At 72.3% G+C, this 19,758-nt stretch carries 18 protein-coding genes and 2 pseudogenes; 10 read left to right on the top strand and 10 right to left on the bottom strand.

Features of this window, described 5'->3' with window-relative positions:
• The first annotated feature begins 166 nt into the window (after nucleotides 1–166).
• A complete protein-coding gene (locus ACFCV8_RS28400; RefSeq protein ID WP_376688330.1) occupies nucleotides 167–1,531 on the top strand; it encodes a B12-binding domain-containing radical SAM protein in 1,365 nt (454 codons plus the stop codon).
• A gap of 35 nt (nucleotides 1,532–1,566) precedes the next feature.
• On the opposite strand, the gene ACFCV8_RS28405 is transcribed toward ACFCV8_RS28400, so the two are convergent.
• Nucleotides 1,567–2,316, bottom strand: a complete 750-nt coding sequence (locus tag ACFCV8_RS28405; RefSeq protein ID WP_376688313.1) for an isocitrate lyase/phosphoenolpyruvate mutase family protein — start codon at nucleotides 2,314–2,316, stop codon at nucleotides 1,567–1,569.
• 52 nt (nucleotides 2,317–2,368) lie between these two features.
• Nucleotides 2,369–2,887, bottom strand: a complete 519-nt coding sequence (locus ACFCV8_RS28410; RefSeq protein WP_376688314.1) for a carboxymuconolactone decarboxylase family protein — start codon at nucleotides 2,885–2,887, stop codon at nucleotides 2,369–2,371.
• A 47-nt stretch (nucleotides 2,888–2,934) separates the two neighbouring features.
• Between ACFCV8_RS28410 and ACFCV8_RS28415 the strand changes: the two genes are divergently transcribed.
• The 3 genes from ACFCV8_RS28415 to ACFCV8_RS28425 all read left to right on the top strand — a co-directional run bounded on the left by ACFCV8_RS28415 (nucleotide 2,935) and on the right by ACFCV8_RS28425 (nucleotide 5,902).
• Entirely contained in the window at nucleotides 2,935–4,350 is a 1,416-nt protein-coding gene (locus tag ACFCV8_RS28415; RefSeq protein WP_376688315.1) for a PLP-dependent aminotransferase family protein, read from the top strand.
• A gap of 89 nt (nucleotides 4,351–4,439) precedes the next feature.
• The gene (locus ACFCV8_RS28420; protein ID WP_376688316.1) at nucleotides 4,440–4,715 is read left to right on the top strand and encodes a hypothetical protein; all 276 of its coding nucleotides are present in this window, start codon (nucleotides 4,440–4,442) and stop codon (nucleotides 4,713–4,715) included.
• 5 nt (nucleotides 4,716–4,720) lie between these two features.
• Nucleotides 4,721–5,902: a glutathionylspermidine synthase family protein gene (locus ACFCV8_RS28425; protein ID WP_376688317.1), complete on the top strand. Its 1,182-nt coding sequence runs from the start codon at nucleotides 4,721–4,723 to the stop codon at nucleotides 5,900–5,902.
• Between the two features lie 21 nt (nucleotides 5,903–5,923).
• Here the strand turns inward: ACFCV8_RS28425 and ACFCV8_RS28430 are convergent, their stop codons facing one another.
• Nucleotides 5,924–6,688, bottom strand: coding sequence for an SMI1/KNR4 family protein (locus tag ACFCV8_RS28430; protein ID WP_376688318.1), 765 nt, complete (start codon nucleotides 6,686–6,688; stop codon nucleotides 5,924–5,926).
• A 131-nt stretch (nucleotides 6,689–6,819) separates the two neighbouring features.
• The gene (rocD, locus tag ACFCV8_RS28435) at nucleotides 6,820–8,025 is read right to left on the bottom strand and encodes an ornithine--oxo-acid transaminase (RefSeq protein WP_376688319.1); all 1,206 of its coding nucleotides are present in this window, start codon (nucleotides 8,023–8,025) and stop codon (nucleotides 6,820–6,822) included.
• Between the two features lie 140 nt (nucleotides 8,026–8,165).
• On the opposite strand from rocD, the gene trpS reads away from it, so the two are divergent.
• On the top strand, nucleotides 8,166–9,179 hold the full coding sequence (trpS, locus tag ACFCV8_RS28440) for a tryptophan--tRNA ligase (RefSeq protein WP_376688320.1): 1,014 nt from the start codon (nucleotides 8,166–8,168) through the stop codon (nucleotides 9,177–9,179).
• A 117-nt stretch (nucleotides 9,180–9,296) separates the two neighbouring features.
• A complete protein-coding gene (locus tag ACFCV8_RS28445; protein WP_376688321.1) occupies nucleotides 9,297–9,887 on the top strand; it encodes a 2'-5' RNA ligase family protein in 591 nt (196 codons plus the stop codon).
• A 23-nt stretch (nucleotides 9,888–9,910) separates the two neighbouring features.
• Here the strand turns inward: ACFCV8_RS28445 and ACFCV8_RS28450 are convergent.
• The 3 genes and pseudogenes from ACFCV8_RS28450 to ACFCV8_RS28460 form a co-directional block, all read right to left on the bottom strand.
• Nucleotides 9,911–10,060: pseudogene (locus ACFCV8_RS28450) on the bottom strand (decaprenylphospho-beta-D-erythro-pentofuranosid-2-ulose 2-reductase); the annotation flags it as partial.
• 105 nt (nucleotides 10,061–10,165) lie between these two features.
• Nucleotides 10,166–10,771 (bottom strand): annotated as a pseudogene (locus tag ACFCV8_RS28455) (SDR family NAD(P)-dependent oxidoreductase); the annotation flags it as partial.
• 184 nt (nucleotides 10,772–10,955) lie between these two features.
• Nucleotides 10,956–12,305: an FAD-binding protein gene (locus ACFCV8_RS28460; protein WP_376688322.1), complete on the bottom strand. Its 1,350-nt coding sequence runs from the start codon at nucleotides 12,303–12,305 to the stop codon at nucleotides 10,956–10,958.
• 175 nt (nucleotides 12,306–12,480) lie between these two features.
• On the opposite strand from ACFCV8_RS28460, the gene ACFCV8_RS28465 reads away from it, so the two are divergent.
• Nucleotides 12,481–13,485, top strand: a complete 1,005-nt coding sequence (locus ACFCV8_RS28465; RefSeq protein WP_376688323.1) for a YihY/virulence factor BrkB family protein — start codon at nucleotides 12,481–12,483, stop codon at nucleotides 13,483–13,485.
• Here ACFCV8_RS28465 and ACFCV8_RS28470 read toward each other — a convergent pair.
• Complete coding sequence (locus ACFCV8_RS28470) at nucleotides 13,433–14,881, bottom strand: D-alanyl-D-alanine carboxypeptidase (protein ID WP_376688324.1); 1,449 nt, start codon at nucleotides 14,879–14,881, stop codon at nucleotides 13,433–13,435. The two genes, ACFCV8_RS28465 and ACFCV8_RS28470, sit on opposite strands and share 53 nt — an antisense overlap.
• Between ACFCV8_RS28470 and ACFCV8_RS28475 the strand changes: the two genes are divergently transcribed.
• From ACFCV8_RS28475 to ACFCV8_RS28485, 3 genes are all read left to right on the top strand, one after another.
• The gene (locus tag ACFCV8_RS28475; RefSeq protein ID WP_376688325.1) at nucleotides 14,820–15,065 is read left to right on the top strand and encodes an SCO4848 family membrane protein; all 246 of its coding nucleotides are present in this window, start codon (nucleotides 14,820–14,822) and stop codon (nucleotides 15,063–15,065) included. The genes ACFCV8_RS28470 and ACFCV8_RS28475 overlap by 62 nt on opposite strands.
• Nucleotides 15,066–15,142: 77 nt before the next feature.
• Entirely contained in the window at nucleotides 15,143–16,480 is a 1,338-nt protein-coding gene (locus ACFCV8_RS28480) for a metallophosphoesterase (protein ID WP_376688326.1), read from the top strand.
• A 189-nt stretch (nucleotides 16,481–16,669) separates the two neighbouring features.
• Nucleotides 16,670–18,226, top strand: a complete 1,557-nt coding sequence (locus ACFCV8_RS28485) for an ABC transporter substrate-binding protein (RefSeq protein WP_376688327.1) — start codon at nucleotides 16,670–16,672, stop codon at nucleotides 18,224–18,226.
• 111 nt (nucleotides 18,227–18,337) lie between these two features.
• On the opposite strand, the gene ACFCV8_RS28490 is transcribed toward ACFCV8_RS28485, so the two are convergent.
• Both ACFCV8_RS28490 and ACFCV8_RS28495 read right to left on the bottom strand, forming a co-directional pair.
• Nucleotides 18,338–19,057, bottom strand: coding sequence for a TetR family transcriptional regulator (locus tag ACFCV8_RS28490; protein ID WP_376688328.1), 720 nt, complete (start codon nucleotides 19,055–19,057; stop codon nucleotides 18,338–18,340).
• Between the two features lie 37 nt (nucleotides 19,058–19,094).
• Nucleotides 19,095–19,610 carry a hypothetical protein gene (locus ACFCV8_RS28495; RefSeq protein WP_376688329.1) on the bottom strand — a complete coding sequence of 172 codons (516 nt, stop codon included), beginning with the start codon at nucleotides 19,608–19,610 and terminating at the stop codon, nucleotides 19,095–19,097.
• Between the last annotated feature and the right edge of the window lie 148 nt (nucleotides 19,611–19,758).

Below are 19,758 nucleotides of genomic sequence, written 5' to 3' on the forward strand. Positions count from 1 at the left end.
TCCACGCGTACCCCGCCGCCCCCGGCAGCAGTCCGCTGCCGGGGGCGGCCGCTTTCGGGGGAACGTGACGGAACCGCCTCGGCCGTCACGTCATGACGACGGGTATCCCGCCCGGCCGGGAACCGTAGGCACCGGCCCGCGGGTCTGGTTCGACATGCGCGTGACGATGATCCTTCCGGCCCTGACCGAGGCGACCAGCCCGCTCTTCCGGCCCATCAAGTACTCGCTCTTCCCGCCGCTGGGCCTGGCCACCCTGGCCGGTTACCTCGACCCGGACGACGAGGTGACGCTCCTCGACGAGCACGTCGAGCGGATCGACCTCGACGCGCTCGACAGCCCCGATCTGCTCGTCGTCCAGCCGTACATCACCTCCGCCCGGCGGAGCTACGAGATAGCCGACCACTTCCGTGCCCGGGGCGTCCACGTGGCGCTGGGCGGTCTCCACGTGACCTCGCTGCCCGAGGAAGCCGCGGCACACGCCGACACGATCTTCACCGGGCCGGGCGAGGACACCTGGCCGGTCTTCCTCAAGGAGTTCCGGGACGGGGCGCCACGGCGCCGGTACGACTCCACGCTCCGCACCCTGGCCGGGCTCCCGCCGGTCCGGCGCGACCTGATCAAGCGCGAGCGCTATCTCGTGCCGAACTCGCTCGTCGTCTCCCGGGGCTGCCCGCACCACTGCGACTTCTGCTACAAGGACGCGTTCTTCGAGGGCGGGAAGTCCTTCTACACCCAGGCCGTGGACGACGCGCTCGCCGAGATCGAGCGGCTGCCCGGCCGTCATCTGTACTTCCTCGACGACCACCTCCTCGGCAACCGCCGCTTCGCCGAGGCGCTCTTCGACGGGATGACCGGCATGGGGCGGCTCTGGCAGGCCGCCGGGACCGTGACGTCCGTGCTCCGCCCGGGGCTGCTGGAACGGGCCGTGGACGCGGGGCTGCGCAGCCTGTTCGTCGGCTTCGAGACGGTGAACGGCGCGAACCTCGCCGAGCGGCGCAAGAACCAGAACATCGGCCAGGACTACGCGGCGGCCGTACGCCGCCTCCACGACGCCGGGGTCATGGTCAACGCCAGCTTCGTCTTCGGGCTCGACCACGACGGCCCGGACGTCTTCGACCGCACGGTGGAGTGGGCCGTCGGGCAGGGCATCGAGACGGCCACGTTCCACATCATGACCCCGTATCCGTCCACCGGGCTGTGGAAGCAGCTCGAGGCCGAGGACCGGATCGTGCACCGGGACTGGGAGCTCTACGACACCCGGCACGTCGTGTACCGCCCCAAGGGCATGACCGCACGCCGGCTGGAGGAGGGCTACTGGCGCGCGTACCGCGACTTCTACCGCTGGTCCAACATCTGGCGCGGCGCCGCCGCCCAGCCCGGCACGCACGAACGGCTCCGGCACCTGGCGTACTCCGGCGGCTGGAAGAAGTTCGAGCCGGCCTGGGACGCGCTCATCCGCTCCCGCCAGGTGGTACGGGCCATGCCCGCGCTGGAGCGGACCCTGGCGGCCTTCGGCGGCAGAAGGCCCTGAGGGGCAGGCCTTCCGGGCGTGGCAACGGAGGCCGGCTAAGCCAGCAGCTCGTCCGCGAACCCGCGCACCGCCGCCATGGCCCGCCGCTGGAACCCGGGCCCGAAGGTGATCCGGGTGGCGCCCAGCTCACCGAGCCGCCGCGGACCCGGGCCGTCCGGCCGGGCGAGCGCGTTGAGCGGCCCCGGGACGGCGGCGGCCAGCCGGGGCAGCACCTCGGCCGGGGCCATGATCGGGTACACGCAGTCCGCGCCCGCCGCCACGTACAGCAGCGCCCGGTGGACCGTCTCCGTCTCCGCCTCCGCCCCCGGGGCCGGTGACGGGCCGCCGTGCGCGCCGTGCACATACGTGTCGACGCGGGCGTTGACGAAGAGCGCGCCGCCCGCCGCCTCCCGGACCGCCGCGAGCCGGTCCGCCTGCCGCTCGGCCTCGACGAGCACGCCGTCCGCCGAGTCCTCCAGATTGCAGCCCACCGCCCCGCTCTCCAGCAGCCGCTCCACCAGCTCCTTCGGCGGCAGCCCGTACCCCGCCTCGACGTCCGCGGTGACGGGCACGTCGGCCGGGACCGCCCGGACGATCCGCGCCACGGCGGCGAACATCTCGGCGGCGGGCACCTCCCCGTCCGCGTACCCCAGCGAGGCCGCCACCCCGGCGCTGGGCGTGGCGAGCGCCGGGAAACCGGCCTCGGCGAAGACCCGGGCGCTCGCCGCGTCCCACGGGCCGGGCAGGACGAGCGGGTCGCCCGGGGTGCGGTCGTGGTGCAGGGCGCGCAGAACGGCGGCGGTCACGCGGGGCTCCTTCGGTGGCGGGGAGGGTGGCGGGGCTGCGGTGCGGACCGGTTCAGTGGCCGAGGTCGCCCGGCTTGTAGTGGCCGGGGACCATACGGGTGGTCACGGCGAAGCGGTTCCACACGTTGATCGAGACGATCGCGGCGAGCAGGTGGGAGAGCTCGGCCTCGTCGAAGTGCTCGGCAGCCTTCTCCCACACCTCGTCCGGCACGAAACCGTCGGTCAGCACGGTCACCGCCTCGGTCAGCTCGATGGCCGCGATCTCCTTGGGCGTGTAGAAGTGCCGCGACTCCTCCCAGGCGCTGAGCTGGATGATCCGCTCGACGGACTCACCGGCCGCGATCGCGTCCTTGGTGTGCATGTCGAGGCAGAACGCGCAGTGGTTCAGCTGCGAGGCACGGATCTTCACCAGCTCGCCGATGACCGGGTCGATCCCCTTCCGGGCCGCCGCGTCCAGCCGGACCGCCGCCCGGTAGACGTCGGGGGCGTGCTCGGCCCAGGGCTGCTTCAGCCGGGGCGTGTGCTCGGGGTTGTATCCGGAGGCCGTCGTCTTGTTCTCGTTCGTCGTCATGGCTACGACACTACGACCGGGATGGCGCATGGGTATGGTCCATTCCCATGACGGAATCCTGGGCCACTTTCGGGGCCGACCTGCATCTCGACACCACGGGTTCGACCGGGCTCCGGGCCGGGCTCATGGACGCCCTGCGCGAGGCGGTACGGACCGGCCGCCTGGCCCCCGGCACCCGGCTGCCGTCCTCCCGCGGCCTCGCCGCCGACCTGGGCATGGCCCGCAACACCGTCGCCGACGCCTACGCCGAACTGGTCGCCGAGGGCTGGCTCACCGCCCGCCAGGGCTCCGGCACCCGGGTGGCCGCGCGGGCCGAACCGCGCCCTTCGGCCACCCGGGTGGTCCGGGCCCGCCCGGCCCGCGCCCGGGCCACCCACAACCTGGTGAGCGGGTCGCCCGACCTGGCGACGTTCCCGCGCGCCGAATGGCTCAGGGCGGCCCGCCGCGCCCTGGCCGCCGCACCCCACGATGCCTTCGGTTACGGGGACCCGCGCGGGCGCGTCGAGCTGCGCACCGTGCTCGCCGACTACCTGGCCCGGGCCCGGGGCGTCCACGCCGACCCGGAACGCATCATGATCTGCGCCGGATTCGCGCACGCCCTGAGACTGATGGGGGAAGTGCTGCGCAAGCGCCGGGTGCGGGACGTGGCCGTCGAGTCGTACGGACTCTTCTTCCACCGCGACCTGCTCCGGGACGGCGGGCTGCGGCTGCCCTGCCTGCCGGTCGACGGGCTCGGGGCGCGGACCGGCGAGCTGGCCGGGATGCGGGGGGTGGGCGCGGTCCTGATGACGCCCGCGCACCAGTTCCCCACCGGGGTGCCGCTGCACCCCGACCGCCGGGCCGCGGCGGTGGACTGGGCGCGCGCCACGGGCGGGCTGATCCTGGAGGACGACTACGACGGCGAGTTCCGCTACGACCGCCAGCCGGTCGGTGCGCTCCAGGGCCTCGACCCCGAGCGGGTGGTGCACCTGGGGACGACGAGCAAATCGCTCGCCCCCGGACTGCGGCTGGGGTGGATGGTGCTGCCGGAGTACCTGGTGGGAGAGGCGTGCGAGGCGAAGGGGGAGAGCGACTGGTCGTCGAGCGCGCTGGACCAGCTGACGCTCGCGGAGTTCATCGCGTCCGGCGCGTACGACCGTCATGTGCGCGCGATGCGGCTGCGCTACCGGCGCCGCCGCGACCAGCTCGTGGCGGCCCTGGCCGAACGCGCCCCGCACGTCCGGGTCAGCGGCATCGCCGCCGGGCTGCACGCCGTACTCGAACTGCCCCCGGGCACCGAACCGGCCGCGCTCCGGGCGGCCGCGTGGCAGGGCCTGGCGCTGGAGGGACTCTCGCGGTTCCGCCACCCGGACGCGGCCCCGGACCGCGACGCGCTGGTCATCGGCTACGGCACACCCACCGACAGCGCCTGGGCGGGCGCGCTGGACGCCCTCTGCCGCATCCTGCCCCCGGAGACGGGCTGAGAGCCCCGGGGTATTGCCCGCCCACGGCAGCGCTTTAATCTGACGAACAGCCATACTGGCTCGATTCGTACGGCGGGGGAGACGGAGACATGGCCAAACGCAGGCTGAGGTCGAGCACCGTGGTGCTCGGAGGCATGGGGGTGCTCGCCGCGATGGTGACGTCCTGCGGCTCCGAACCGGACAAGCGGTGCGTCGACCGGCTGACCCAGGACAGGCTGCCCAGCTACGAGTGCAAGAACGGCGACGGCAAGGGCTCGTACTACTACGGCGGCACCAGCAAGAACGGCAGGATCGAGGGCGGCAGCTTCGACAAGTCCGCCGTCGAGCGCGGCGGTTTCGGCTGCTCGGGCAGCGGGGGCGGCTGACCGGAATGGAACGCCGCACCATACAGCCCCGGCCCGACTGGCAGCGGACGGTGGAGGAACAGGGCGTCGTCTTCCCGCTCACCCGCTACCCGGACGGTTCGCTGCGCCCGTACTGGGACGAGAGCGCCTACTACGTCTTCCCGCTGGCCGAGGTCGAGGCCCTGGAGGAGGTCGTCGAGGAGCTGCACACGATGTGCCTGGCCGCCGCCGGGCACATCGTGGAGGAGGACCGCTTCGCCGAACTCGGCATCACCGACCGGCGCCTGGCCGGCCTGGTCGCCCGGTCCTGGCACCGCCGGGACGAGCTGCCCTCGCTGTACGGCAGGTTCGACCTCTGCTACGACGGCACCGGTCCGGCGAAGATGCTGGAGTACAACGCGGACACCCCCACCTCCCTGGTGGAGGCGGCGAGCGCCCAGTGGTTCTGGATGGAGGACCGCTTCCCGGGCGCCGACCAGTGGAACTCGCTGCACGAACGGCTCGTCACGGCCTGGCGGCGGCAGGCCCCCCTGCTGCCGCCGGGGCCCGTGCACTTCGTGCACTCCGAGGGCGACGAGCTGGGCGAGGACCTGATGACCGTCGCCTATCTGCGGGAGACCGCCGAGCAGGCCGGTCTCGACACCGAGGCGCTCGCCATCGAGGCGATCGGCTGGGACCGGCTGAGCGGGCGGTTCGTCGACGAGCGGCTCCGCTTCGTCCGCAGCTGCTTCAAGCTGTACCCGTGGGAGTGGCTGGCGACCGACCGGTTCGGCCCGCAGGTGCTGGACACCCTCGACAACGGCGGCGGCACCGGCACCACCTGCTGGATCGAGCCCGCCTGGAAGATGCTGCTCTCCAACAAGGCGCTGCTGGCGGTCCTCTGGGACCTCTATCCCGGCCACCCGAACCTGCTGCCCTCCTACCTGGACGGCCCTCGCGAGCTGGCCGCGTCCGGCGGGTACGTGGCCAAGCCGCTGCTCGGCCGCGAGGGCGCCGGGGTCACGCTCCACGAGCCGGGCGGCCGTGCCGTGCTCCGGGACGAGCCGTGCTGCTACCAACAGCTGGCGCCGCTGCCCGACTTCGACGGCAACCGGACCGTGCTCGGCGCCTGGGTCGTCGAGGGCGAGGCGGCCGGGCTCGGCATCCGCGAGTCGGCCGGACCGGTCACCGACGAGTACGCCCGCTTCCTGCCGCACGTCATCCTCTGAGGGCGTCCCCGGCCGGGCGGGTCAGCGGAGCACCGCGCCCGCCCGCAGCCAGCCGGTCAGGTCGTCCGTCACCGGCTCGCCCGCCGCCGCGACGTCCCCGCCGATCGCGCCGAGACCGAGCCGGTGCACCGAGGCCCGGTCCCGGCCGTGGTGGCGCATGAAGAGGCCGTCGCCCCCGCTGTCGTCGCCCACCAGCGTCCAGCCGGGGGCGTACCGGGCCACCTCGAAGGTCTCGTTCCGTTCCTGGAGGAGATGCGGGCCGTAGACGTGGACCCCGTTGTCGAGCAGTACGCCCGGCGTCGACCGCCACAGCCGGGCGACCGAGGGGTTGGGCCCCTCCCGCAGTCCGCGCAGCAGCGCCGCCCGGACGGCCAGGAACCCGGCGAAGGACTCCGCGACCGGGTACTCCTCCCCGTCCGCACCGTCCCGCAGAACCACCGGGCACTCCCCGGCCCCGGCCTCGCCGGCGCCCGCCCGGTCGAGGGCGAAGGAGTACGCGTCGCCGCAGTCCGGCTCGACCGCGAAGCACAGCCGGTCGCCGTCCAGCCGCCAGGGCGCGGTGAGGGACTCGTGGGCGTCGGCGGGCCCGATCGTGGCGATCTCCGCCCGCCCGGCCCGCCCGTGCCCGTACGCGGACAGCCACCAGCGGTACGACGGCGGCAGCGGCCCCACCCGCGCCTCCGCCGCCCGGATCAGCTCCTCGGACGGCGGGGCGGGGAGGGCGCGGCGGCCGAAGCCGGGGGAGGCGTCGACCAGCTCCCGCAGCAGTATCGGATCAGGTCTCACGGCCCGGAGTCTGCCAGTCCCCCCGGCCGCGTACGAAAGCCCCGGGGGGTTCGGGACCGTACGACTGCCGCGCCTGCCCGGCGCCGTACGGCAGCCCCGCGGGCCCGGCGCCGTACGGCAGCCCCGCGGGCTCAGCCGCGCAGCACCGCGCGGAGCTGTTCCAGCCCCCAGTCCAGGTCCTCCTTGCTGATCACCAGGGGCGGGGCGATCCGGATCGTCGAGCCGTGGGTGTCCTTGACCAGCACTCCGCGTTCCAGCAGCCGCTCGGAGATCTCCCGGCCGGTGCCCAGGTCCGGGGCGATGTCGACCCCGGCCCACAGCCCCCGGCCGCGTACCTCCTCCACCGTGCCGCCGCTCACCAGCAGTCCCAGCTCGCGGTGCAGGTGGTCGCCCAGCTCGGCGGCCCGCTCCTGGTACTCGCCGGTGTTCAGCATCGCGATGACCTCCAGCGCGACCGCGCAGGCCAGCGGGTTGCCGCCGAAGGTCGAGCCGTGCTCGCCGGGCCGGAACACCCCGAGCACCGCCTGGGAGGAGACCACCGCGGACACCGGCACCACCCCGCCGCCCAGTGCCTTGCCGAGCACGTACATGTCCGGCACGACGCCCTCGTGCTCGCAGGCGAAGGTCTTCCCGGTCCGGCCCAGCCCCGACTGGATCTCGTCGGCGATGAACAGCACGTTCCGTTCGCGGGTGAGCTCGCGGACCCCGGCGAGGTAGCCCGGCGGCGGCACCAGCACCCCGGCCTCGCCCTGAATCGGCTCCATGAGCACCGCCACGGTGTTCTCCGTCATCGCCTCGCGCAGCGCCGTGAGGTCCCCGTACGGCACGATCTCGAACCCCGGCGTGTACGGGCCGAAGCCCTCCCGGGCCTCCGGGTCGGTGGAGAAGCTGATGATCGTCGTCGTCCGGCCGTGGAAGTTGTTGGCGGCGACGATGATCTTCGCCATGCCGTCCGGGACGCCCTTCACCTGGTAGCCCCACTTGCGGGCCGTCTTCACCGCGGTCTCCACGGCCTCCGCGCCGGTGTTCATCGGCAGCACCGACTCCATGCCGCACAGCTCGGCCAGGCGGGTGCAGAAGTCGGCGAACCGGTCGTGGTGGAAGGCGCGCGAGGTGAGTGTCACCCGGTCCAGCTGGGCCTTGGCCGCGTCGATCAGCCGCCGGTTGCCGTGGCCGAAATTGAGCGCCGAGTAGCCGGCCAGCATGTCCAGATAGCGGTGGCCCTCGACATCGGTCATCCAGGCCCCCTCCGCCGTGGCGACGACGACGGGAAGCGGATGGTAATTGTGCGCGCTGTGCGCCTCGGCGGAGGCGATGGCGTGGTCCGTGATCGACACGGGATCTCCGTTCGTCGTAGGGCGGGGCGGGGTGGTGCCCACTTTGTATCGTCGGTCGGATCCGGGACGGGGAAACCTGCGGATTACCGGCGCGCCAGGCCGGTCGGGGGCTGCCGCCCGCACCTGAGACAATGGGTGCCATGGCCTCTGAACGCCCCCGCGTGCTCTCCGGAATCCAGCCCACCGCAGGCTCGTTCCACCTCGGCAACTACCTCGGTGCGGTCCGCCAGTGGGTGGCGCTGCAGGAATCACACGACGCCTTCTACATGGTCGTCGACCTGCACGCGATCACCGTCCCGCAGGACCCCGCGGAGCTGCGCGCCAACACCCGGCTCGCCGTCGCCCAACTCCTCGCCGCCGGTCTCGACCCGGAGCGCTGCACGCTCTTCGTCCAGAGCCACGTTCCCGAGCACGCGCAGCTCGGCTGGGTCATGAACTGCCTGACCGGCTTCGGCGAGGCCTCGCGGATGACGCAGTTCAAGGACAAGTCCGGCAAGCAGGGTGCCGACCGCACCACGGTCGGTCTCTTCACGTACCCGATGCTGATGGTGGCCGACATCCTGCTGTACCAGGCCGACCAGGTCCCGGTCGGTGAGGACCAGCGCCAGCACCTGGAGCTGACCCGGGACCTCGCCGAGCGGTTCAACGGCAACTACGGCGACACCTTCACCGTGCCGGACCCGTACATCCTCAAGGAGACGGCGAAGATCTACGACCTCCAGGACCCGTCGTCGAAGATGAGCAAGTCGGCGCCGACCCCGAAGGGCCTGATCAACCTTCTGGACGAGCCGAAGGTCACCGCCAAGAAGGTGAAGAGCGCGGTCACCGACACCGACACGGTCATCCGCTTCGACCGAGCGGAGAAGCCCGGCGTCAGCAATCTGCTCACCATCCTCTCGACACTCACCGGAACCGGAATCGCGGATCTGGAGCAGAACTACGAGGGCAAGGGCTACGGTGCGCTCAAGACCGACCTCGCCGAGGCCGTGGTCGAGTTCGTCACACCCTTCCGGACCCGTACGCAGGAATATCTGGACGACCCGGAGACGCTGGACTCGATCCTGGCCAAGGGAGCCGAGAAGGCCCGTGCCGTCGCGGCCGAGACCCTGGCCCTGACGTACGACCGGATGGGCCTCCTGCCCGCGAAGCACTGAGGCCGGGGAGAGTCCAAGGACCCTGGCGGTTTCGCCGCTCCAGGCGTCACACTGGCGACGGAAGTCGTATCGGTGGCCGAAAACAGGCCATCGGTCACCGAGTATGAGGAGGACGACGTGGGGACCGTAACGCTTGGCGTTTCGATCGCGGTCCCGGAGCCGTACGGCAGCCTGCTCCAGGAGCGGCGCGCGAGCTTCGGGGATCCGGCCGCGTACGGCATTCCCACCCACGTCACCCTGCTTCCGCCGACCGAGGCGCAGGCGGCCGACCTGCCCGCGATCGAGGCGTACCTCACCCAGATCGCGACGGCCGGCCGCCCCTTCCCGATGCGGCTGTCCGGCACGGGGACCTTCCGCCCCCTCTCGCCGGTGGTCTTCGTCCAGGTCGTCGAGGGCGGCTCGGCCTGCTCCTGGCTGCAGAAGCGGGTCCGGGACGCGTCCGGGCCGCTGGTGCGCGAGCTCCAGTTCCCGTACCACCCGCACGTCACGGTGGCGCACGACATCGCCGAGGAGGCGATGGACCGGGCGTACGCGGAGCTCGCCGACTACGAGGCGTCCTGGACCTGCGGTTCCTTCGCGCTGTACGAGCAGGGCGAGGACAGCGTCTGGCGCAAGATCAACGAGTTCCCGTTCGGTGCCGGGGGCGCGGGCTCCGCGGTTCCCGCACAGGGCGGTTCCTGCGTGGACGAGCCCTCACTGCACAGCTGATCCGCGGCGGCGGCCGGCGGCTTCTAGAGCGGCAGGCGCCGGAACAGCGGGCGCGGCAGGTGCCGCAGCGCCGACATCACCGCCCGGAGCGCGCCGGGCACCCACACCGTCTCCGAGCGCCGCCGCAGCCCCGTCACGATGGCCTCCGCCACTTCCTCCGGGGTCGTGGTGAGCGCCGAGGACTCCAGCGGCGCCGCGGCGAACCGGGCCGGGGCGGACATCGCCGGAGTCGGAGCCGGAGCCGGAGCCGGAACCGTGACCGGGGCCGGAACCGGGATCGGAGCCTGGGCCCGTTCGTCGGCCGGTCCCGGGCGCAGCGCGCCGGGGCGTACGACCATCACGTGCACCCCGGTCCCGTGCAGCGCGTCCCCCAGCCCCTGGGTGAACGCGTCCAGCCCCGCCTTGCTGGACCCGTAGATGAAGTCGGCGCGGCGCACCCGCTCGCCCGCCACCGAGGAGAGCACCACCAGCGAGCCGTGCCCCTGCGCCTGGAGCGCTCCGGCGCACACCAGCCCGGCCGAGACCGCCCCGGTGTAGTTCGTCTGGGCGACCCGGACCGCGGCGAGCGGCTCCTCCTCGTCGCGTCCCTGGTCGCCCGCGATGCCGAAGGCGAGGAGCACCAGATCGATGTCGCCCTCGGCGAAGACCTCGCCGAGCACGGCCTCGTGGGACGCGGAGTCGAGGGCGTCGAAGCCGACGGTGCGGACGTCGGCGCCGCGTGAGCGCAGCTCGTCGGCGGCCGCGTCGAGGGCGGGCGAGGGGCGTCCGGCCAGGTGGACCCTGCGGGTCCGCAGGGCGATCAGCCGCCGGGCGGTGGCCAGGGCGATCTCCGAGGTACCGCCGAGGACGAGCAGGGACTGCGGGGCTCCGAAGGCGTCCTTCACGGGAACACTCCTTGCAGACGGGGACGATGACGACGGGGAATGCCCGGACGGGCGGGGCGGAACGGCGGGCGGGGCGGAACGGCGGCGGGGCAGCGCGAAGGGCGGGCGCGCAGGCGGGTCCACGGTGGCGGGCGGCGCGCACGGGCGGGCGTGGGAGACCGCCGGGCGGGCGTGGGAGGTCCGGTCACAGCGACAGACGCCGCGAGAGGTCCGAGCGGAAGGCGCCGCCCGGGTCCAGTCCGGCCCGCAACGCCCGGAAGTCCGCCAGCCTCGGGTACATCGCGGCCAGCAGCTCCGGCCGCAGCCGGGAGTCCTTCGCCAGGCAGACCCGGCCGCCGGCCGCCGCCACCTCCGCGTCCAGCCCGTCCAGGAACCGGCCCAGCCCGGGCAGCCCGGCCGGCAGGTCGAACGCCAGCGCCCACCCCGGCGCCGGGAAGGACAGCCACCCCGGACCACCGGCACCGAACCGCTTGAGCACCGCGTCGGACGCCGGGCAGCGCCGCTGGGAGATCCGGCCCACGATCCGGCGCAGCGCCTCCTCCCGGCCGTGCCCGACGACGAACTGGTACCGCACCGACCCGGTGCGCCCGGCCCCCGTACCCCACTGCGGCAGGCCGCCGTGCGGCTGGAAGAACGCCCCGAGCCGCTGGAGTTCGCCGACCCGGTACCGGGGCGCGGCACGGTAGCGGACCTCGCCCAGCAGCCCGGCGGAGGCCCCGCCGAGCAGGGCCTGGGGCAGGAGCGTGGACCCGGCGGTCAGCGGGCCGGGGTGGAACGAGAGCGGTGCGCGCCGGGCGTACGCCGGGAGGGCGTCGCGGGGTACGTGTTCCGCCCGGGTGAGGACGGCGCGTCCGGTCGCCCGGCCCCGGGCGCGCAGGTCGACCCAGGCGGCCGAGTAGCGGTAGCGGTGGTCCCCGGCGCAGAGCCGGGCCAGCAGGTCGTCCAGGTCGACGGCGCGCTCGGTGTCGACCGACAGCCAGGGGCTGCCGACCCGGCGGCACCGGAGCGTGGCCGAGAGGATCACCCCCGTCAGGCCCAGTCCGCCGGTGGTCGCGTCGAAGAGCTCGGTGCCCGGCCGGACCGTACGGAGTTCGCCCCCGGCGGTCAGCAGCTCCAGTTCCTGGACGTGCCGGGAGAAGGAGCCGTCGCCGTGCTGGTCGCGCCCGTGGATGTCGGCGCCGATCGCACCGCCCAGCGTCACCTGGCGGGCCGTTGGGGCGGCGGGGACGAACCAGCCGAGCGGCAGCAGCAGTTCGGCCAGCCGGTGCAGGCCGATCCCGGCCTCGCAGACCACCAGCCCGGACCGCGCGTCGATGGTGCGGACGCGGTCCAGGGCGGTCATGTCGAGGACGGAGCCGCCCGCGTTCTGCGCCGCGTCGCCGTGGGCCCGGCCGTGGCCCCGGGCGATGGAGCCGCGCGGGCCGCACCCGCGTACCGTCGCCGCCGCCTCCTCGTACGAACGGGGGCGGAATCGCAGGGCGGTCGTCGGGGCGGTACGGCCCCAGCCGGTCAGGGACACGGTGTCGACGGACATGACGGTGACCGTATCGCCCGGGAAAACCCTTTTGAGGTATTTGTTACAACACTCACCGATATGGAGCAGTGTGACGCACCGAAGGGCCGCCGACCCGTACGGTGGCCGAGGCCGGGCCGGGCCCCGGGCCGTGGCCGATTCCAGTTTTCCGCGTCCGGGAGGGTAGGCGTAGGGCATGGACTGGCTGAAAAACCTTCCCGTCGTCGGGCCGATCGTCACCCGGCTGATGACGACGCACATCTGGCGCTCCGTCGAGAGGCTCCAGCAGGTCCACTGGGCCAGGCTCGCCGCCGCGATCACCTTCATCAGCTTCCTGGCGATCTTCCCGCTGCTCGCGGTCGGCGCGGCGATCGGGGCCGCGCTGCTCACCCCCGAGCAGCTGCACCGGATCGAGGCCAGGCTCGCCGAGCAGGTGCCCGGCATCTCCGACCAGCTCGGCATCGAGAACCTGGTGGCCCACGCGGGCACGGTGGGACTGGTGGCCGGCGCCGTGCTGCTCCTCACCGGGATCGGCTGGATCGGCTCGATGCGCGACTGCCTGCGTGCCGTCTGGGGCCTGGACGACGTGGACCTCGGCAACCCGGTGCTGCGCAAGCTCAAGGACACGGGGCTGCTGTTCGGCCTCGGCGGGGCGGCGCTCGCCACCTTCGCCGTGTCGTCGGTCGGCTCGGTCGCCGTCGGCTGGGCGGCCGGGCTGCTGGGCATCTCGGACCGGGGTGCGGGCGGCGTGGTGCTGCGGGTGGCCGCCCTGGTGGTGGCGGCGCTCGCCGGATTCCTGCTGCTGCTCTACATGCTGACGCTGCTGCCCGGCGTCGAGCCGCCCCGGCGCAGGCTGCTGGTCGCCGCGGCGATCGGCGCGGTCTGCTTCGAACTGCTCAAGCTGCTGCTCGGCAGCTACATCAGGAGCGTGGCCGCGAAGAGCATGTACGGCGCCTTCGGGGTGCCGGTGGCGCTGCTGCTGTGGATCAACTTCTCGGCCAGGCTGCTGCTGTTCTGCGCCGCGTGGACCGCGACACCGAGCCGCGGCGAGGGGGCCGTCGAGAAGAACGGCGAGAAGAACGGCGAGAGGAAGGGCGAGAGGAAGCGGGAGGACGGAGACGGGGGCGCCGGGCAGGCGCCCCCGGCCGTCAGTCGCGAGGACGGCGGCGCATCAGGTCCGGCAGCGGCCAGCGCCGGTTGACCAGGAACACCCCGCCGGCCAGCAGCACCAGGACGCCCCCGGTGATGCCCAGCGCGACCCCCGCACCGCCTCCGCCCTGTTCGGCCGCGGCCGTCTTCGACGCGTCCCGCGCGGGACCGTTCTGGCCCGCGCTCCCGCCCTTGGCCTGCTCGGCCGCGGAACCCTTGCCGGTCCCGGAGCCGGTGTCGGCGGACTTCGGGGGCACCAGCTCACCGACCGGAGTGATCTTGCCGCTCGCCGCGAAGCCCCAGTCGAGCAGGTCGGCGGCCTCCTCGTAGACGGCGTGGGCCTTCTCGGAGGAGGGGTTCATGACGGTGACGAGCAACACCTTGCCGTTGCGTTCGGCGACGCCGGTGAAGGTGTTCCCGGCGTGCGTGGTGTAGCCGTTCTTGACGCCCGCGATGCCCTTGTACGGGGTGACTCCGGCCGCGCCGGTGAGCAGCTTGTTGGTGTTCTGGATGGCGAAGGTCTCGCGCTTGCCGTTCTTCTTCACCTCGCCGGGGAACTGAGCCTCGGCGGTCGCGCAGTACTCCCGGAAGTCCGCCTTCTGCAGCCCGCTGCGGGCGAACAGCGTCAGGTCGTAGGCGCTGGAGACCTGCTTGGGCGCGTCGTACCCGTCGGGCGACACCACCTTCGTGTCCAGGGCCTGCAACTCCTCGGCGTGCGCCTTCATGGCGTCGACGGTCTTGGGGACACCGCCGTACATCGAGGACAGCACGTGCACCGCGTCGTTGCCCGAGCGCAGGAACACCCCGAGCCACAGGTCGTGGACCGTGTACGTGAGCTTCTCCTTGATGCCGACCAGGCTACTGCCCTCGCCGACCCCCGCCAGGTCCTCGTCCTTGACGGTGTACTTCATGGTCTTCGGCTGGAGCGCGGGCATCACGGTGTCCGCGAAGAGCATCTTCAGCGTGGAGGCGGGAGGCAGCCGCCAGTGCGCGTTGTGCGCGGCGAGCACCTCGCCGTTCTCCGCGTCGGCCACGATCCAGGACCTGCCCGTGAGCTCCTTCGGCAGCACCGGCGCGCCCGGCCCCAGCTTGACCTGCGTACCGGCCCGGCCCAGCAGTTCGCCACCGACCTGGGACATGACCGCGGGCGGCTTCGGCTGTTCGTCGGAGGTGTCCTTGCCGTCCGCCGACGCCGGGGTCACGGCAAAGGTGGACAGCAGAGCGGTGGAAGCGACCATCAGGGCGGTCTTCTTGAGAGCAGGCACGGTCGGAAACGTACAGGGTGAAGATATGAAGATGTGCCTGGATGGCTTGACCCGCCGGGCGGAACGCCGGGACGGCCCACCCCGGACGCCCCGGCCGGAACGCTGCGGAGATACTGGGTCCATGAAGCTCAGCCGCCCCGTCTCCTGGTTCCTGCTCGCCTTCGGGGTGTGGAGCTGGTTCATCTGGGTCACTTTCGTCAAAAACCTGTGGAAGGACGGCAGCGGACTCGCCTTCGACGACGCGGGTGACCCGACTGCGTACTTCTGGGTCCATCTGCTGCTCGCCATCACGTCCTTTCTTCTGGGGACGGCCATCGGCGTGATCGGGTTCCGTGGAGTCAGGGCCCTGCGCCGCGAACGCGCGTAACAGGCCGTACCCCCGGCAAGCTGTACGGCCGGACAAGCTGCACGACCGGACGAGCCGGACGACCGGCTGGAGGACACATGGCAGTGGCGGGTCTCGCGGTGGCGGTGGTCGTGGTGCTCGCACTGCTCGCCGCGGTGCACCGCTACCTCTGGCGCCGTTTCGTCGGCGACACGACGGCCGAGGGCAGCGTCGCGCGCCGGATCGGCACGGTCGCGGCGTACGTCCTGCCCGCGCTGAGTATCGGCGCGCTGGTCTCCGGCCGTGCGGGGGCGCCCTTCCCGCTCCAGCAGGTGCTGGCCTGGCCGGGCTATCTGTGGCTGGCCGCGGTGCTGTATCTGACGCTGGCGCTGCTGGTGGGGGAGGCGGTACGCCCGCTGCTCCGCCGGGCGCTCGAGGCCCGCGCCGACCGGGCGCGCCGGGCGGACCACCAGGAGACCGCCGCGTCCCGGCCCGCACCCGACGCCGGCTCCGAGCCCGCCGCCGCGTCCCGGCCCGCCGCCACACCGCAGGCCCCCGCCGTCACGCCGCAGGCCTCCGCCGCGCCCGGCACCCTGGTCGCCGAGCCCCCGGCACCGCCCCGGCCCGAACTGCCCGGACGGCGGCTCTTCGTCGCGCGCGCCGTGGGGGCGGCCGCCGCCGTGGCGGGTCTCGGCACGGTCGGCTACGGCACCTACGGGGTGCTGCGCGGGCCGCGCGTCAAGCGGATCACCGTGCCGCTCGCCAAGCTGCCGCGCGCCGCGCACGGCTTCCGGATCGCCGTCGTCAGCGACATCCACCTCGGCCCGACCCTCGGCCGCGCCCACACCCAGCGGATCGTCGACACCGTCAACGCGACCCAGCCGGACCTGATCGCCGTCGTCGGGGACCTCGTCGACGGCAGCGTCGCCGACCTCGGGCCGGCCGCGGAGCCGCTCGCCCGGCTCCGCTCCCGGCAGGGGAGTTTCTTCGTGACCGGAAATCACGAGTATTACTCCGGGGCCGCCCAATGGATCGACGAAGTAAGGGAATTGGGTCTGCACCCGCTGGAGAACGCCCGGGTGGAGATCGACGGATTCGATCTCGCGGGCGTCAATGACGTCGCAGGTGAGAGCGAGGGGCAGGGCCCGGACTTCGCCCGCGCGCTCGGCGACCGCGACCGCACCCGCGCCGCCGTCCTCCTCGCCCATCAGCCCGTCGTCATCCATGACGCCGTCGCCCACGGCGTGGACCTCCAGCTCTCCGGGCACACCCACGGAGGCCAGCTCTGGCCGGGCAACTACGTGGCGGATCTGGCCAATCCCACGGTCGCCGGACTCGACCGGTACGGCGACACACAGCTGTACGTTTCGCGCGGCGCGGGCGCCTGGGGCCCGCCCGTACGGGTCGGCGCACCCTCCGACATCACCGTCGTGGAACTCGCCTCGCTCCGGGCGTGACGCTCAGTGAGTGAACAGTTTCGGACTCCTTTGTGGGGCCAAAGGTTTCAACTGTCGAACAAAAGGCTATGAGTCACAGTTTTGGTCTTCCCGATGTGAAAATCGTGTGATTGGCTACCCGTGAGCATGCGGTGATGTGCGTTCCTGAGCGCGACACCGAGGTGGGGCTGGTAAGGGAGAGCACGGCACATGCGGTCGATCCGGGTACGGATTCTCGCGGTAATCGCGGTATTGGTCATCGCAGGCGCGGTCGCCTGGCAGTTGCTCCCCTCGGACGAGGTGACGAACGACCCCATCGCCGTCGGCACGACGGACGAGGTCACCTCGCTCGACCCCGCGGGCGCGTACGACGCGGGTTCCTGGGCGCTGTACAGCAACATCTACCAGTCGCTGCTGACCTTCAAGTCCGGCGCGGTCGTGCCGGAGCCCGACGCCGCCGAGAGCTGCGGGTTCATAGGCCAGAAGCTCCAGACGTACCAGTGCAAGCTCCGTGACGACCTGACGTTCTCCAGCGGGCGCCAGATCACCGCCGAGGACGTCAAGTTCTCCATCGAGCGCATGATCAGGATCAAGACGGACGTCGGTCCCTGGGTGCTCTTCCCGAGCCTCAAGAACGTGGTGACCGAGGGCCGCACCATCACCTTCAACCTCACCGCGCGCGACGCGACCTTCCCGCAGAAGCTCGCCACCGGCGCGGGTTCGATCGTCGACCGCGAGGCGTACCCGGCGAACAAGCTCCGCGAGGGGAACACGATCGAGGGCTCGGGGCCGTTCCTGCTCCGGTCGTACCAGCCGGGCAAGATCGCCGAGCTGGTCCCCAACCCCCGCTACAAGGGCGCGCTGAGCAAGACCGGTGTTCCGGTCACCGTGCACTACTACGGGACGTCGGACGAGCTCCAGAGCGCCTGGGCGGCCAAGAAGATCGAGGTCACCCACCGCGAGCTGCCGCCCGCCGTCCTCGCCGAGCTGAACCCCGGCGACCCCGACCTGCGCGTCACCGAGGCGGACAGCGCCGAGATCCGCAACATGGTCTTCAACGTCCGGCCCGGCTCCCCGCTGGCCAACAAGAAGGTCCGGCAGGCCATCGCCGCGATCGTCGACCGGGGCTCGCTGGTGAGCAAGGTCTACAAGGGCACGGTCGCGCCGCTCTACTCGCTGATCCCGCAGGGCTACATCGGGCACAGCACCCCGTTCTTCGACGCCTACCCCTCGGTCAACCGGGAGCGCGCCAAGCAGCTGCTGCAGGATGCCGGCGTACAGACGCCGGTGAAGCTCGAATTCGGCTACCGCGGCGGTGACGACACGTACGACCACGAGACCCAGGAGCTCCGCCGCCAGCTGGAGGCCGACGGGCTGTTCAAGCTGAACGTCCACGCCGTCGACTGGAAGAAGTTCCAGAAGGGCTACGCCTCCGGCAAGTACGACGTGTACACGGTCGGCTGGCTCCCCGACTACCCGGACCCCGACACCTTCAGCCAGCCGCTCGTCGGCAGCGGCAACAGCCTCCACAACGGCTACTCCAGCAAGAAGGTGGACGACCTGATCAGCGACACGCTCCAGTACAGCGACCGCGGGCGCACCTCGACCGACTTCAAGGAGCTCCAGGCGCTGGTCGGTGAGGACGTACCGCTGGTTCCGCTCTGGCAGCAGAAGGACTACGTCATCAGCACGACGGACGTCTCCGGTTCGCAGTACCTCTCGGACGGCACCGGCATCTGGCGGCTCTGGGAGCTGAAGCGCATCTGACGCGGCCCGGCCCCAGGGGGGCGGTCTCCGGCACCGGCCGGGGCCGCCCCTTCGCCGTATCCCCGCCCGGAAGCCGGAAGCCGGAAGCCGGAAGCCCGGCGGGAGGACGCCCTACGCGCCCCGTGCGCGCCCCGCCGGAGCGCCGGGCAGGAACTCCACCAGTACGCCGTGGACCTGCCGCACCAGCGGCCGCAGCAGCCGGAACCGGGTGAGTGCGACGGCCCGGGCGACGATCGGCGCACTCCGCTCCACCAGGCGGCGGCTGCGCCCGGTGCGCTCCGTGCGGTCGTAGACCCAGTACAGCACCAGGCCCATCTGCATCAGCCACATCAACTGCGGGAGCAGTTCGGCCAGTTCGCGGTCGGCCTTGGTGTCCGAACCGGCCAGGCACTGCCGGTGGATGGAGATCACCGCCTCGCGGGCCGCCGTCGACTCCGTGGAGAACGGGCTGAGCGGGCTCTCCGGATCGGCGGCGTTCTTGAAGAACTGGGCGGCGAAGCGGTGGTACGGCTCCGCCACGTCCAGCCAGGTGAGCAGGACCCCGCGGATGCGCGCCGCGAGGTCGCGGTCACCGTCCAGGACCGGGCGGACGGCCGCCGCGTGCTCGGCGGCGAGCCGGTCGTAGAAGCCCTGGACCAGGTGTTCCTTGTTGGTGAAGTAGTAGTAGGCGTTCCCCACGGAGACGCCCGCCTCCTGGGCGATGGCCCGCATCGTCGTCCGGTCGTAGCCGCGCTCCTGGAAGAGCCGCAGCGCCGTTTCGAGGATGAGGGTGCGGGTCTGCTCGCTCCTGGGAGTCCTGGTTTCCTTCACGGCCTTCACTTCCTTCACCACGATTCCCCGAGGGTATCCGGCCCGTGGTGGACGGCCGTCAGATGCTCATCGTGCGGGCGGTGTTGACCTGGGCCATCACCATCGGGAAGGTCTCGGGGCCGAGCGCCGGGATCATCGTGGAGTGGTGCCGGCCGTCGCTGACCACGGTCACCTGCACGAAGCCGGTCGTCTGCTTCTCCTTCATCAGCAGGAACAACAGGCCCACCAGGCAGAACAGCGCGAAGACGATCGCGAGCACGATCGCCACCGTCGGGATCTTCTCCTCGGTGCGGGTCAGGTCCGTGGCCGTCCACGCCGAGCCCTTGAGCGGCATCGCCCCGCTCGGCGTGACGATCTGGTCGTTCATCACGGCGATGTCGCCGAGGACCAGCACCGGCATGCCCGCGCCCGGCGGCAGACCGGGCATGCCCGCGCCCGGCGGCATCCCCGGCTGCTGCGGGAAGCCCGCGCCCTGCTGCTGGGGGAAGCCCTGGTAGGGAGCGCCCTGGTCCGGCTGCTGGGCCGTCGGCCCCCACTTGTACGAGTCGTCCGCGTACGGATTCGGATCGCTCAACGCATCCCCGCTCTCGATCGGTCCTGTGCGCCCCGGGCCTGCTGGACCGGCGGCGGTGAACCGGTGCCGGGTTCCGGACGCGGTTCCGGACGACCGTACCGCCATGACCCGGCGGAACGGCAAGAGGCCCCGCCCCCGGGTGCTGGAC

It is taken from the genome of Streptomyces sp. NPDC056347 (assembly GCF_042262625.1).
Classification (GTDB): Bacteria; Actinomycetota; Actinomycetes; order Streptomycetales; family Streptomycetaceae; genus Streptomyces.

Coding starts and splice junctions, on each gene's coding strand:
- ACFCV8_RS28410 (WP_376688314.1), bottom strand. CDS start 2,887: ATGACGACGAACGAGAACAAGACGACGGCCTCCGGATACAACCCCGAG.
- ACFCV8_RS28460 (WP_376688322.1), bottom strand. CDS start 12,305: ATGTCCGTCGACACCGTGTCCCTGACCGGCTGGGGCCGTACCGCCCCG.
- ACFCV8_RS28420 (WP_376688316.1), top strand. CDS start 4,440: ATGGCCAAACGCAGGCTGAGGTCGAGCACCGTGGTGCTCGGAGGCATG.
- ACFCV8_RS28485 (WP_376688327.1), top strand. CDS start 16,670: ATGCGGTCGATCCGGGTACGGATTCTCGCGGTAATCGCGGTATTGGTC.
- ACFCV8_RS28415 (WP_376688315.1), top strand. CDS start 2,935: ATGACGGAATCCTGGGCCACTTTCGGGGCCGACCTGCATCTCGACACC.
- ACFCV8_RS28400 (WP_376688330.1), top strand. CDS start 167: ATGATCCTTCCGGCCCTGACCGAGGCGACCAGCCCGCTCTTCCGGCCC.
- ACFCV8_RS28475 (WP_376688325.1), top strand. CDS start 14,820: ATGAAGCTCAGCCGCCCCGTCTCCTGGTTCCTGCTCGCCTTCGGGGTG.
- ACFCV8_RS28425 (WP_376688317.1), top strand. CDS start 4,721: ATGGAACGCCGCACCATACAGCCCCGGCCCGACTGGCAGCGGACGGTG.
- ACFCV8_RS28470 (WP_376688324.1), bottom strand. CDS start 14,881: ATGAACCAGCTCCACACCCCGAAGGCGAGCAGGAACCAGGAGACGGGG.
- ACFCV8_RS28465 (WP_376688323.1), top strand. CDS start 12,481: ATGGACTGGCTGAAAAACCTTCCCGTCGTCGGGCCGATCGTCACCCGG.
- ACFCV8_RS28480 (WP_376688326.1), top strand. CDS start 15,143: ATGGCAGTGGCGGGTCTCGCGGTGGCGGTGGTCGTGGTGCTCGCACTG.
- trpS (WP_376688320.1), top strand. CDS start 8,166: ATGGCCTCTGAACGCCCCCGCGTGCTCTCCGGAATCCAGCCCACCGCA.